The organism is Pectobacterium sp. PL64 (assembly GCF_022477975.1).
GTDB lineage: Bacteria > Pseudomonadota > Gammaproteobacteria > Enterobacterales > Enterobacteriaceae > Pectobacterium > Pectobacterium jejuense.
The window spans coordinates 1,584,274-1,597,113 of sequence record NZ_CP092070.1; the positions used below are offsets into that span (position 1 = coordinate 1,584,274).

Genomic DNA, 12,840 nt, shown 5'->3' on the forward strand with positions numbered 1-12,840 from the left:
ATTTGACGGTCTGTGGTGACCGTTAATGATTTTGTCGCTGCTGATGATGTTAAACGCCCCGAGAATTGGAATCCAGCTCGCATGCCGAATGCCGTTTTTTGCAAGTTAACCACTTTCTTGCGAGGCACTTTCCTACCTGCGTTTTTTGTTCTGTTGCATGAGGTTGAGTTATTGCAACATTCCTGAGCGAACAACAAGGGAAGAGGTAAGGGTGTGTCATGGCAAAGGACGATATCAGCAAAAGGGATGATGTCAGTAAATAGTCTGGCTTGGGCGAGCGTGCTGGGTATTCTGCCGTTGCTTTTCTTACCGCAGATTCCCGCGCAAATGCTGCTGTGGTGGGGTATCGGGCTATCCACCTGCGTGATGCTTATTGGATATCGTCACGTGGGGATACGCTGTGTAGCGCTTGTTGCCATGAGTTTTTGCTGGGCATCGTTGAATGCTCAAACCTTACTGTTACAGATTGAGCGCGTTACGCAGGGTCAGGTTAACGCTGTCGTGACGATCAGCAGCATACGGTTCAATGAGCATGATGATGATTGGATCACGGTTCGGCTGGAAGAGATCAATCAGCGCCGGATCTTCCCTCCGTTATATGCCCAACTGACCTTATCATCGGCTATGGAAAACTGGTGTGGAGGTCAACGTTGGGCAATCACCGCCAGCTTACGGCCTATTCACAGTCGACTCAATGAAGGCGGCTTTGATAGCCAACGCTGGGCGATAGCCAAACGGCAACCGTTGTCGGGTCGTGTGATAACGGCAAAGGCGGTTGATAGCCATTGTGACTTTCGCCAGCGCACGATTGTACAGGCGGAGCAGCAGGTACAGGGACTAGCGTGGCGTTCTATTTTATTGGCGCTGACGTTTGGTGAGATGAAAACGGTTAGCCCAGAGCTCAAGGCGCTGCTTCAGAATACCGGGACGATGCACTTGATGGCGATCTCTGGCCTCCATATCGTGCTTGCGGGTCTGGTTGGTTGGGGAATGGCGCGGGCGTTACAATATGGTTTTCCCGTGCAGTGGATTGGCTATCGCTTCCCATTACTGACGAGCGCCGTGGTTGCCTGGGGATATGTCTGGCTGGCAGGGGGGAATCCGCCTGCGGTGCGATCTGCTCTGGCGCTTAGCGTATGGGTTTGCCTAAAAGTGTGGAGCGTCAACGGCTCAGCCTGGCAGGTCTGGCTATGGTGTGTCGCGTTGATTCTGGTCAGCGATCCATTGAGCGTACTGTCAGACAGTTTTTGGCTATCTTGCCTTGCCGTTGCGTCACTCATTTTTTGGTTTCAGTGGGCACCGCTTCCGCATCGGCTACAGACCCGACGGCGTTGGTTCTGGCTGCGCTGGATCCACCTGCAAACGGGAATCACGCTGCTATTAATGCCCTTGCAGCTTCATATTTTCCACGGCTTCAGTATCACTTCGCTGCCCGCAAACCTTTGGGCTGTGCCTTTGGTGTCCTTCGTTACCACTCCGCTCATTTTGCTGGCATTGAGCACGCTGGCATTCGCACCGCTGAGTGAAATGCTCTGGTGGCTGGCGGATATTTCGCTGCGTGTGGTATTTGCCCCGTTGACCTATTTACAGACGGGGTGGGTGTATCTTGATGCATCGCTGCTGCTCGCGAGCGTCGCGGGCTGGGGCGCGGTTGTAATATGGCGCTTTAGCTGGTGGCGCGTCTATCCGGCGAGTGTCGGTACTCTGATTGTGGTTTTACTGATTTTTCGCATAAAGACTGATGAGCCGGATTGGCGTGTGGACATGTTGGATGTCGGTCATGGTCTGGCGATTGTGATCGAACAGCGTGGGAAAGCAGTGCTATATGACACGGGAAACCGCTGGGAAGGGGGCGATATGGCGACGCGAGAAATTCTACCCTACCTGCGATGGCGGGGAGTTGACGTGGAAAACATTATCCTGAGCCATAGCCATATGGATCACATTGGGGGGCTGGGAACGCTACAGCTTGCTTACCCTAAAGCAACGATATATAGCGCTACCAATGCGATGAATCATCGTTCTTGCCAACGCGGCGAGCGTTGGCGCTGGCAGGATCTCACGTTTACCGTGCTGTGGCCGTTGGCGCTTGTCGAGAGAGCAGAAAATAACGACTCCTGCGTTATCCGCGTTGATGATGGAAAATACAGCGTCTTACTGACGGGCGATCTGGAATCGGATGCGGAAAACGCATTGATTAGGCTAGAGCGCAGTGCTCTGCGTGCGAATTTGTTACAAATCCCTCACCATGGCAGTAAGACATCATCATCGCCTCCCTTCATTCGTGCGGTTAATGCTGAGTTTGCTATGGCTTCTGCGGCGCGTTATAACCCGTGGCGGTTGCCTTCAGTAAAGATTGTTGAACGATATCGGCAATATGGCTACTCGTGGCTGGATACCGCGTCATTTGGGCAGTTAAGTGCTCGTTTTTTCAGCGATTCATGGCACATTCTGCGGTTTAGGGATCACATATCGCCTCGTTGGTATCATCAGTGGTTTGGCGTAGAGCGGTATAATGAGTAAAATGGTCGGCTATTTCTTCCCGATTCAGGTTCACTACATGCTGAATGATAAAGATCTCTCCACTTGGCAGACGTTTCGCCGCCTATGGCCGATGATCTCTCCTTTTAAGGCAGGGCTTGCTGCTGCTGCAATCGCACTCATTATTAACGCCGCTGGCGATACATTGATGCTCTCCCTGCTTAAGCCCTTGCTGGATGAAGGGTTTGGCAAAGCGGAACGTTCCGTATTGCTCTGGATGCCGCTGGTCGTCATTGGGTTGATGCTAGTAAGAGGGCTCTCCGGGTTTGTCTCCAGCTACTGTGTTGCCTGGGTTTCCGGCAAAGTGGTGATGAATATGCGTCGCCGCTTGTTCTCCCATATCATGGGGATGCCCGTGGCGTTCTTCGATCAACAGTCAACTGGCACGCTGCTTTCTCGCATCACCTATGATTCGGAGCAGGTTGCGGCGTCGTCATCTGGTGCGTTGATTACGGTTGTCAGAGAAGGGGCCTCAATTATCGGCCTGTTTATTCTGATGTTCTACTACAGCTGGCAGTTGTCCATCATTCTGATTGTGATTGCGCCAATCGTATCGATTGCCATGCGTGTGGTATCCAAACGCTTCCGCAATATCAGTAAAAACATGCAGGATACGATGGGGCATGTCACCACCAGCACGGAGCAAATGCTTAAAGGTCACAAAGAAGTGCTGATGTTTGGCGGTCAGGAAGTTGAAACCAAGCGTTTTGATCAGGTCAGCAATCGGATGCGTCAGCAGGGCATGAAAATGGTGTCCGCATCGTCGATTTCCGACCCTATTATCCAGTTGATTGCTTCGCTGGCGTTGGCCTTTGTGCTGTATGCTGCCAGCTTCCCCAGCGTGATGGAAACGCTAACTGCGGGGACAATCACAGTCGTGTTCTCTTCCATGATCGCCCTGATGCGTCCGTTAAAATCACTGACCAACGTTAACGCGCAATTCCAGCGCGGTATGGCCGCGTGTCAGACGCTGTTTGCGATTCTTGACATGGAGCAGGAACGTGACACGGGCAAACTCGAGATCGAACGTGCGAAAGGTGAACTCGAATTCCGTCAGGTGAATTTCGCTTATCCGGGAAGAGAAAATCTGGCGCTTAAGAATATCAATCTGCATATTCCCGTGGGTAAAACGGTAGCGTTGGTTGGTCGCTCTGGTTCCGGTAAATCAACGATTGCCAGTTTGATCACGCGTTTTTACGACATTCAATCAGGTGAAATCCTGCTCGATGGTCACGACCTACGTGAGTATCGCCTGGCCTCCTTGCGTAATCAGGTGGCGCTGGTTTCTCAAAACGTCCATCTGTTCAACGATACGGTAGCGAACAACATCGCCTATGCACGCAATGAGCACTACAGCCGTGAGGAAATTGAGCGTGCGGCGACAATGGCGTATGCGATGGATTTCATCAATAAGATGGAACACGGTCTGGATACGATCATTGGTGAAAATGGCGTGATGCTTTCTGGCGGACAGCGGCAGCGTATCGCGATTGCCCGTGCGCTATTGCGTGATAGCCCGATCCTGATATTGGATGAGGCGACGTCGGCACTGGACACGGAATCTGAACGTGCCATTCAGTCTGCATTAGACGAGTTGCAAAAAGATCGTACCGCGCTGGTGATTGCACATCGCCTTTCCACGATTGAAAAGGCGGATGAGATTCTGGTGGTGGAAGACGGCAGAATCATTGAACGTGGTGGCCATGCTGCGTTACTGGCGGCGAACGGTGCTTATGCTCAGTTGCATAAAATGCAGTTTGGCGAATGATTGAGCGCATCTGGTCTGGACGGTCGCCGCTCTATTGGCTGCTGTTGCCGCTTTCGTGGCTATACGGACTCATCACGTTTCTGATTCGCCAGAGCTATCGATTGGGATGGCGGAAAAGCTGGCGATCTCCCGTGCCCGTCGTGGTGGTGGGGAATTTGACGGCGGGTGGCAACGGGAAAACGCCGCTAGTCATTTGGCTCGTCGAACAACTGCAACGCAGAGGCTATCGTGTCGGCGTGGTATCACGCGGTTACGGTGGGAAAGCTGAACGTTACCCGCTGCTGCTGGATGAGTCGGTAACGACGGCGCAGGCTGGCGATGAACCGGTGCTGATTTTCCAGCGTACCAGTGCGCCCGTGGCGGTCGCTCCCCGTCGGCGAGATGCCGTGAGTGCGCTATTGGCACAGCACACGCTAGATGTGGTGATCACCGACGATGGATTACAGCACTATGCGTTGGAAAGAGATATTGAGCTGGTTGTGATTGACGGAGTGCGGCGTTTTGGCAACGGATGGTGGCTACCTGCTGGTCCAATGCGGGAAAGAGAAAGCCGTCTGGCGTCGGTGGATGCTGTCATTGTTAACGGCGGCACGCCGAGAGCAAATGAGATAGGTATGACACTCACGGCGGGTATGGCGATTAACTTACTTTCTGGTGAGTCACGGCCGCTGAGCCAACTGCATGATGTCGTTGCGATGGCAGGCATCGGACATCCTCCGCGTTTTTTTGCCACGCTGCGCGATGCTGGTGTTAGCATTTCACGTGAAGTCGCTTTTGCTGACCATCAATCGTACCAGCCAGAACAGCTCAACTCGCTGACTCAGGATGCGATACAGCCGCTGCTGATGACGGAAAAAGATGCCGTAAAATGTAAGGCATTTGCACAGGATAACTGGTGGTACTTGCCCGTCGATGCCGTGTTAGCTGAGCCCTACGGCACGCAATTGCTCGACAAACTGGAAAATGTGCTTAATCGGAATACGAGCAGCAGAGCATAAATTGGTCTGCTACCACGGTTTCAGATATCCCTTGTGGATATCACCTTATTAGATCGCTGTCATAGCGAGAAAGAACATGCCGGTCATCGATCGGCCAAAGATGGAGGAAGCATGGATCACCGTTTACTTGAGATTGTTGCCTGTCCTGTTTGTAATGGTCGGCTGTACTTTAATAAAGAGAAACTGGAACTGATCTGCAAGGTTGATGGTTTGGCCTATCCGGTTCGTGATGGTATCCCTGTGCTGCTGGAAAACGAAGCGCGTAAACTCGGGGCTGATGAGATAACACAATGACCTTTACTGTGATCATTCCTGCGCGTTTTGCGTCAAGCCGACTGCCGGGTAAGCCGTTGGCGGACATCAATGGCAAACCGATGGTCGTCCATGTGATGGAGCGGGCGCTGGAATCGGGGGCGCAGCGCGTTATTGTGGCCACCGATCATCCCGACGTCGAAGCTGCCGTGCAGCAAGCCGGTGGGGAAGTGTGCCTGACCCGCGCCGATCATAATTCTGGCACAGAGCGTCTGGCTGAAGTCATCGAGCGTTACGGCTTTACCGATGATGACATCATCGTGAACGTTCAGGGCGATGAACCGCTCATTCCTTCCGTTATCATTCGTCAGGTGGCGGAAAACCTCGCTGCCAGTAAAGCAGGAATGGCGACGCTGGCGGTGCCGATTGAAACCAGTGAAGAAGCATTCAACCCGAATGCGGTAAAAGTCGTTACTGACGCTGAAGGATACGCGCTCTATTTTTCCCGTGCGACTATACCCTGGGACAGAGAGCGTTTTGCTCAGTCTAAGGAAACCATTGGCGATCACTTCCTACGCCATATCGGCATCTATGCTTACCGTGCGGGCTTTGTGCGTCGTTATGTCACTTGGGCGCCGAGCCAACTGGAGCAAATCGAATTATTGGAGCAACTGCGGGTGCTGTGGTACGGCGAGAAAATTCATGTTGCGGTCGCCAAAGCTATTCCTAGCGTCGGCGTGGATACCCCAGAAGATCTGGCCCGTGTACGACACGTCATGGCGAATCAGTAAGATCTATCACGCTATGCTGTGATGAATACGTCATGGGGGAATCTATTCTTACCGGAATAGATTTTCTCCATGACGTTTTTTCTTTATGCGACATATTATCTTTTAAATTATTTAGCACTTATTTAGATAACTATTCTTAAAAACTCTAAAATTACGCTGTGCCTCTTTATTTATGCGGATGGCTTATTCCCATTCTGAATTGATTCGTTGCGAGTGGAACTTTTATTTTCATAGTTAAATGCTACTATCAATTCGCCATGTTTTCGCATGGCGTTTTTGTTATTTCAACTAAGGACGGTAATGATATGAGTGCTAAACGTTATATCGCAAAAATTTTTCTCGGCGGTATGTTAATGGGGGCTGCCGCGGGCAGCAGCGCGGCGGTTTATTACATGGCCCCCAACGGCAACGACGCGAATAACGGCAGTAAAAACTCCCCCTGGAAAACAATCGACCGCGCACAGAAAACATTAAACCCTGGTGACCGCCTGTGGATCCGTGGCGGTAAATATGTGTTTACCAAAGGGCTAAATGTCTGTACGACGCGTACCGATGTGGTGAATGCGATCACGCTGAGTAAGAGTGGTACTGAAGGTAAGCGCATTGAGTATTGGGCATCTAGCGGGGAAGTGCCGATTTTTGATTTCAGCCAGATGCAAGATGATTGCCGGGTTAAAGGGTTCAACGTCGTTGCAGATTGGGTTTCCGTAAAAGGACTCGAAATAACGGGTGTCCCACAGCGTAATAACCTTAACCATGAGTCCTGGGGCGTGTGGATAAGAGGCAGCAATAATATATTCGAGCAGTTGAATATTCACCATATAATGGGGACGGGATTGTTCATCCAGCGTGGAGGGAATAACCTGGTATTGAATAGTGACTCTCACCATAATTACGATCCACTGACCTCTAATGGTGCTGGCCAAAGCGGAGATGGTTTTGGTGCGCATATCCCTGCTAACCAACCAGGTAATATCTTCCGCGGTTGCCGGGCGTGGTCAAACTCGGATGATGGCTTCGATTTAATTAATGCCTATTCTCCGGTGTTGATTGAAAATTCCTGGGCCTGGTCGCACGGTTATTTACCGGGGACGACACAATCACTGGCTGCGGGTAACGGTAACGGTTTTAAAATCGGCGGCTACGGTGGTGTTTATGTGGCGAATGCGGTGAAACATACCGTGCGTAACTCGGTTGCGTTTTTAAATAAAGCGGCCGGTTTTTATGCCAATCACCATCCGGTAGCGAACGATTTCTTCAATAACACGGGCTATAAAAATAACCCGAACTTTAATATCCGTGGCATCGATGCAAACGGAAAAGCGATTGGGTTGGGTACGCTGCGCAATAACGTTTCTCACGGTGGTAAAGACCTGTCGTTCTCCGATGGTGCGAACATGCGCTACAACTCGTGGGATCTGAAAATTGCGGTATCAGATTCTGACTTCGAGAGCGTTTCCGTAACCGGATGGGATGCACCGCGTCAGGCTGACGGCAGCTTGCCTGTACTGAAGAGCCTGCGTCTTGCGTCAGGTAGTGCGCTGATCAACAAGGGTGGGGATGTCAAACTGCCTTACAAAGGATCAGCCCCAGACCTGGGTGCCTTTGAGCGCGAATAATGGCAGTGTGTTAACACGCTAGCCTGTCACTCACGATATTCCCTGCTGACGAGTAGGGAATATCGCTGCAACAGCTCCGGTAGGGCGTACTCCCTGCCGTCATTGATCCCCTTTTATTTGATCTGCGTTGAAGTATTTATTGCCTGCTCGCCGCATCATGGTGAGTGGGGCTATTTGGCTCAACTGAGGTATCGCCGTTTATGGAACAGTTGAAATCAGAACTCAGTACGGTGTTGGGGGAAAGCCTCAGCCGACTTGAGCGCATAAGCGAGCAGCCGTATGCGGATCTGTATGCCTTGTATGATAAAGAAGGCAACGCCATTCCTTTGTTGGCTAAAAGTTATGTTTGTCAGGGCGTGGCGCAGCAGGAAGCCTACAAACTTTCGATGCTGGCGCGTGAGGGCGACGTGCGTCTGCCAACCGTTTATGGGCTGGTACTGACGCAACAGCAGCCTTATCGGGAACTGCTGCTGATTGAGCGCTTGCGCGGTGTGTCGGTGGAAGCACCGCCAAGAAACGGCCAGCGCTGGACGCTGCTGATGGATCAAATTGTTGAAAACGTATTGGCCTGGCACCGAATTGATAGTCATGGCTGCGTCGGTTCCGTGGACAGCACGCAGGATAATGACTGGTTTAGCTGGTATCAACAGCGTCTGGAAGTCCTGTGGTCCACGTTGCTCAATGTTAATGCGCCGCAGCTTACGCAGCAGGATCGGAGCGTGCTGTATCGTTCGCGCCAGTGCTTAGAGATGCTGTTTGACGATTTCGAGGATGGTTGTGTGTTGGTACACGGTAACCTGTCGCTGCGCAGTATGTTGAAGGACGCACGTAGCGATCAGCTATTGGCCATGATCAATCCGGGAATGATGTTATGGGCGCCCAGAGAGTATGAACTTTTCCGGCTTTGTGAATCTGGCATGCCGGAGCAGCTGCTTTATCACTACCTGAAACAGGCACCGGTATCCGAATCCTTTGTCTACCGGCGCTGGCTATATGTTATTTGGGAAGCCGTCTCCCGCTATATCCATACGGGACAGCTGGACCGTCAGCTATTTGATGTCGCTTCCCGAGAGCTATCTCCCTGGCTGGAGTGAGCCTGCGGTGGTTCCGCGTCGTGCGGTGCTGCCGTGGTTCCCTTCAGTGCCTGCCAGAGGCGGCCGAGCGTTTCGTACCAGGCGCGCTCGCTGTGCGATAAGTAGTAAGCGGAAGGGAACACTTTTTCCCACGGGTTGAGCGCGGAGGTAATTGCCATCTGATTTGCTGGCGCGGGAATCGGCGCTAGCCCTTGAGCCTGGAAGAATCGAATGGCACGGGGCAAATGGTTGGCTGAGGTCACCAGCAAGAAAGGGCGCTCGCCAACAATCTTAGCGGTTGCAGCCGCTTCCTCTTCCGTATCCCTTGGCGTATCCAGAATGATGATATCCTGCTGGGGAATGCCCAGACTTTCGGCGACCAGCGCCGCAGTTTTCGCGCTGCTGACAGGGTTACCCTGCGCGGCTCCACCGGTAAAAATCAACTTTGCGCCGGGATTGGCATGATAAAGGCGAACACCTTCTGTGACACGCGGGAGACTGTTGCTGATGAGATTAGAACTGGGTGCCCATTCCGCGTTATAGGTATATCCCCCGCCTAGCACGACAATATACTCGGCTTTGCTCGCCTGCGGCGTTTGTCGCCAGGTTGGGTAGTGTGATTCCAGTGGTAATAGCAACCGATCGGCAACAGGCTGCAAGCTGAGCAGAATAAGCATCAGCCAACTGGCGAGTATTATTGCTTTCCCCGTGCGCTGCCGCTGGGTAAACCAGAGCAGCAACAGGCCAACACCCATCAGAAGCAATAGCAATGGCAGAGGCTGAAGAAGGCCACCGACGAACTTTTTGAGTGTGAAAAGCATAAAATTGCATTCCTTTTGAGTGAAAAACCCGCATCCGGGAAGATATCATGCGGTAAGGCCATTTATTCTAAGCCAGCCTGTGCCAAAATGGCAGGCTGGAAAAAATCGCATCGCGCAGACATGTCCTGCACGAGATCCCCGTTTATATGATGCGGAACAATGACTGATGCAGGATCGCAATTTTAACGATATCGCCGAAAAATTTGCTCAGAATATCTATGGCACGACGAAGGGGAGACTTCGGCTGGCGGTATTGTGGCAGGATCTTAGCGATCTTTTGACCCAGCTTCCGGCACGGCCTTTGCGCATCCTTGATGCGGGAGGCGGCGAAGGGCAGATGGCCTGTCGTCTGGCGGCTTTAGGACATCAGGTATTGTTGTGCGATGTTTCCGGTGAGATGATTCAGCGCGCCAAAAATGCGGCAGCGGCGCAGGGCGTTACCCATAATATGCGTTTTGTGCAGTGTGCCGCACAGGATATCGCGCAATATATGGATAGTCCCGCCGATCTGATATTGTTCCATGCGGTGCTGGAGTGGGTCGCGCAACCGCAGCAGGTACTGAAAATACTGTACGATAGCCTGTCGCCGGGTGGCGCATTGTCCCTGATGTTCTATAACCATCATGGGCTGTTGATGCGTAACATGGTGGTGGGTAACTTTGATTATGTTCAGGCCGGGATGCCTAAGGGTAAACGGCGCTCGCTCTCGCCGGATCACCCGCTGAACCCGCAAGACGTGTACGGCTGGCTTGATGAGATGGGGCTGACCATTAGCGGGAAAACTGGCGTGCGCGTGTTTCATGACTACTTGAAAAATAAACAGCAGCAAGTTGAGAAATTTGACGACATTCTGGAGATTGAACAGCGGTATTGTCGGCAAGAGCCTTTTGTGAGTTTGGGCCGTTATATCCATGTCATGGCGCATAAACCCCATTTGAAGGATGCATTATGAGTGATTTTTCCCAGACTGTACCCGAACTGGTCGCCTGGGCACGAAAAAACGATTTCTCCATTTCCCTCCCCACCGAACGCCTGGCGTTTTTGATGGCGATTGCCACGCTTAACGGCGAACGCATGGATGGTGAAATGAGTGAAGGTGAGCTGATTGATGCCTTCCGTCATGTGAGTCAGGGATTTGATCAGACGAACGAAACCATTACCCTTCGCGCCAATAACGCGATTAACGATCTGGTGCGCCAGCGCTTGCTTAACCGCTTTACCAGCGAGCAGGCCGAAGGTAATGCGATTTATCGTCTGACGCCGCTGGGGATTGGCATTACCGATTATTACATTCGGCAGCGTGAGTTCTCGACGCTGCGCCTTTCCATGCAGCTCTCTATCGTGGCGCAAGAACTCAGTCGCGCAGCCGATGCGGCGGAGGAAGACGGTGATGAGTTTCACTGGCACCGCAATGTATTTGCGCCGCTGAAATACTCCGTTGCAGAAATTTTTGACAGTATCGATCTGTCACAGCGCGTGATGGATGAGCAGCAGCAGGGCGTTAAAGACGATATCGCTGCGCTGTTAAATCAGGACTGGCGAGCCGCGATCAGTAGCTGTGAGCAACTGCTGACGGAAACGTCATCGACGCTGCGTGAGCTACAGGATACGCTGGAAGCCGCGGGCGACAAATTGCAGACGAGCTTGTTGAGCATTCAGGATGCGATTATGAATAATCCGCATAACCTGGAGTTTGTCGACAAGCTGGTGTTTGACCTGCAAAACAAACTCGATCGCATTGTGAGCTGGGGACAGCAGACGATAGATCTGTGGATTGGTTACGACCGCCACGTACATAAGTTTATCCGTACCGCGATTGATATGGATAAAAACCGCGTCTTTGCCCAGCGGCTGCGTCAGTCGGTGCAGAGCTATTTCGATAGCCCTTGGGCGCTGACGTTCGCCAACGCCGATCGCTTGCTGGATATGCGCGACGAAGAGCTGACGCTGTGTAGCGAAGAAGTCACCGGTGAACTGCCGCCGGAGCTGGAATACGAAGAGTTTAGTGAAATGCGCGAGCAGCTGATCGCGCTAGTCGAGCAGGCGCTGCATAAATACAAAGCGCAACAGATTCCGCTGGATTTGAGTGAAGTGATGCGTGAGTACCTCGCGCAGCATCCTCGCTCGCGGCATTTTGATGTTGCCCGAATCGTGGTCGACCAGGCAGTACGTCTGGGCGTAGCCGAAACAGATTTCACCGGATTGCCTGCATTGTGGCAGGCAATCAATGATTACGGAGCCAAGGTGCAGGCCCATGTCATCGACAAATATTGAACAATTTATGCCAGTGAAGCTGGCAACCGCGCTGTCGAATAACCTCTTTCCTGCGCTGGACAGCCAATTGCGCGCCGGGCGTCATATTGGCATTGAAGAGCTGGAGAACCACGTATTTCTGATGGATTTCCAGGAAGTGCTGGAAGAGTTCTACAGCCGTTACAACGTGGAGCTGATCCGCGCGCCGGAGGGATTCTTCTATCTGCGTCCGCGTTCTACCACGCTGATCCCGCGCTCGGTGCTGTCTGAGCTGGATATGATGGTAGGGAAAATTCTCTGTTATCTCTATCTGAGCCCGGAGCGCTTAGCGCACGAAGGCATTTTCAGCCAGCAGGAGCTGTATGAAGAGCTGCTGAGTCTGGCGGATGAAAGCAAACTGCTGAAGCTGGTTAACCAGCGCTCTACCGGTTCCGATCTGGATCGCCAGAAGCTGCAGGAGAAAGTCAGAACCTCGCTTAACCGCTTACGTCGGTTAGGTATGATCTATTTTATGGGCAATGACAGCAGCAAATTCAGAATTACCGAATCGGTGTTCCGCTTCGGAGCTGATGTGCGCAGCGGCGATGATGCCCGCGAAGCACAGCTACGTATGATTCGCGATGGTGAAGCGATGCCTGTTGAAGGTAGTTTGTCGCTGAAAGATGACAGCGACGATAACGATCGCACCGATGATACCGCGCCAGAAACGGGCGAGGATGAATAA

Annotated in this window: 11 protein-coding genes; 10 read left to right on the forward strand and 1 reads right to left on the reverse strand. The window is 52.3% G+C overall.

Annotation, left to right across the window (positions count from 1 at the left end; all coding sequences use genetic code 11):
• The first annotated feature begins 249 nt into the window (after positions 1-249).
• The 7 genes from HP572_RS06855 to HP572_RS06885 all read left to right on the forward strand — a co-directional run bounded on the left by HP572_RS06855 (position 250) and on the right by HP572_RS06885 (position 9,063).
• Positions 250-2,523, forward strand: coding sequence for a ComEC family protein (locus HP572_RS06855; protein ID WP_240585712.1), 2,274 nt, complete (start codon positions 250-252; stop codon positions 2,521-2,523).
• Between the two features lie 37 nt (positions 2,524-2,560).
• Positions 2,561-4,309 carry a lipid A ABC transporter ATP-binding protein/permease MsbA gene (gene msbA, locus HP572_RS06860; RefSeq protein ID WP_240585713.1) on the forward strand — a complete coding sequence of 583 codons (1,749 nt, stop codon included), beginning with the start codon at positions 2,561-2,563 and terminating at the stop codon, positions 4,307-4,309.
• Entirely contained in the window at positions 4,306-5,307 is a 1,002-nt protein-coding gene (lpxK, locus tag HP572_RS06865) for a tetraacyldisaccharide 4'-kinase (protein ID WP_240585157.1), read from the forward strand. Before msbA ends, lpxK begins: the two co-directional genes overlap by 4 nt.
• Before the next feature lie 111 nt (positions 5,308-5,418).
• Positions 5,419-5,601 (forward strand): Trm112 family protein, encoded by a 183-nt coding sequence (locus HP572_RS06870; protein ID WP_005967647.1) that lies wholly within the window; start codon positions 5,419-5,421, stop codon positions 5,599-5,601.
• Positions 5,598-6,350 (forward strand): 3-deoxy-manno-octulosonate cytidylyltransferase, encoded by a 753-nt coding sequence (kdsB, locus tag HP572_RS06875; protein WP_205550783.1) that lies wholly within the window; start codon positions 5,598-5,600, stop codon positions 6,348-6,350. The genes HP572_RS06870 and kdsB overlap by 4 nt, the downstream gene beginning before the upstream one ends.
• Before the next feature lie 305 nt (positions 6,351-6,655).
• Positions 6,656-7,969 carry a pectate lyase PelN gene (gene pelN, locus HP572_RS06880; RefSeq protein ID WP_205550781.1) on the forward strand — a complete coding sequence of 438 codons (1,314 nt, stop codon included), beginning with the start codon at positions 6,656-6,658 and terminating at the stop codon, positions 7,967-7,969.
• A gap of 200 nt (positions 7,970-8,169) precedes the next feature.
• Positions 8,170-9,063, forward strand: coding sequence for a YcbJ family phosphotransferase (locus HP572_RS06885; RefSeq protein WP_010277054.1), 894 nt, complete (start codon positions 8,170-8,172; stop codon positions 9,061-9,063).
• On the opposite strand, the gene elyC is transcribed toward HP572_RS06885, so the two are convergent.
• A complete protein-coding gene (gene elyC / locus HP572_RS06890) occupies positions 9,015-9,863 on the reverse strand; it encodes an envelope biogenesis factor ElyC (RefSeq protein ID WP_240585158.1) in 849 nt (282 codons plus the stop codon). The two genes, HP572_RS06885 and elyC, sit on opposite strands and share 49 nt — an antisense overlap.
• Before the next feature lie 166 nt (positions 9,864-10,029).
• Here elyC and cmoM point away from each other — a divergent pair, with 166 nt between their 5' ends.
• Genes cmoM through mukE form a run of 3 tightly spaced genes read left to right on the forward strand, consistent with a single transcriptional unit; the run spans position 10,030 to position 12,840 of the window.
• Positions 10,030-10,815, forward strand: coding sequence for a tRNA uridine 5-oxyacetic acid(34) methyltransferase CmoM (cmoM, locus tag HP572_RS06895; protein ID WP_205550778.1), 786 nt, complete (start codon positions 10,030-10,032; stop codon positions 10,813-10,815).
• A complete protein-coding gene (gene mukF, locus HP572_RS06900) occupies positions 10,812-12,137 on the forward strand; it encodes a chromosome partition protein MukF (protein WP_240585159.1) in 1,326 nt (441 codons plus the stop codon). Before cmoM ends, mukF begins: the two co-directional genes overlap by 4 nt.
• Positions 12,118-12,840, forward strand: a complete 723-nt coding sequence (gene mukE / locus HP572_RS06905) for a chromosome partition protein MukE (protein WP_010277044.1) — start codon at positions 12,118-12,120, stop codon at positions 12,838-12,840. The genes mukF and mukE overlap by 20 nt, the downstream gene beginning before the upstream one ends.

Excerpts from the sequence above, each read along its gene's own strand:
- elyC (WP_240585158.1), bottom strand. The coding sequence starts at position 9,863 with ATGCTTTTCACACTCAAAAAGTTCGTCGGTGGCCTTCTTCAGCCTCTG.
- lpxK (WP_240585157.1), top strand. The coding sequence starts at position 4,306 with ATGATTGAGCGCATCTGGTCTGGACGGTCGCCGCTCTATTGGCTGCTG.
- HP572_RS06855 (WP_240585712.1), top strand. The coding sequence starts at position 250 with ATGTCAGTAAATAGTCTGGCTTGGGCGAGCGTGCTGGGTATTCTGCCG.
- kdsB (WP_205550783.1), top strand. The coding sequence starts at position 5,598 with ATGACCTTTACTGTGATCATTCCTGCGCGTTTTGCGTCAAGCCGACTG.
- cmoM (WP_205550778.1), top strand. The coding sequence starts at position 10,030 with ATGCAGGATCGCAATTTTAACGATATCGCCGAAAAATTTGCTCAGAAT.
- mukE (WP_010277044.1), top strand. The coding sequence starts at position 12,118 with ATGTCATCGACAAATATTGAACAATTTATGCCAGTGAAGCTGGCAACC.
- HP572_RS06870 (WP_005967647.1), top strand. The coding sequence starts at position 5,419 with ATGGATCACCGTTTACTTGAGATTGTTGCCTGTCCTGTTTGTAATGGT.
- msbA (WP_240585713.1), top strand. The coding sequence starts at position 2,561 with ATGCTGAATGATAAAGATCTCTCCACTTGGCAGACGTTTCGCCGCCTA.
- mukF (WP_240585159.1), top strand. The coding sequence starts at position 10,812 with ATGAGTGATTTTTCCCAGACTGTACCCGAACTGGTCGCCTGGGCACGA.
- HP572_RS06885 (WP_010277054.1), top strand. The coding sequence starts at position 8,170 with ATGGAACAGTTGAAATCAGAACTCAGTACGGTGTTGGGGGAAAGCCTC.
- pelN (WP_205550781.1), top strand. The coding sequence starts at position 6,656 with ATGAGTGCTAAACGTTATATCGCAAAAATTTTTCTCGGCGGTATGTTA.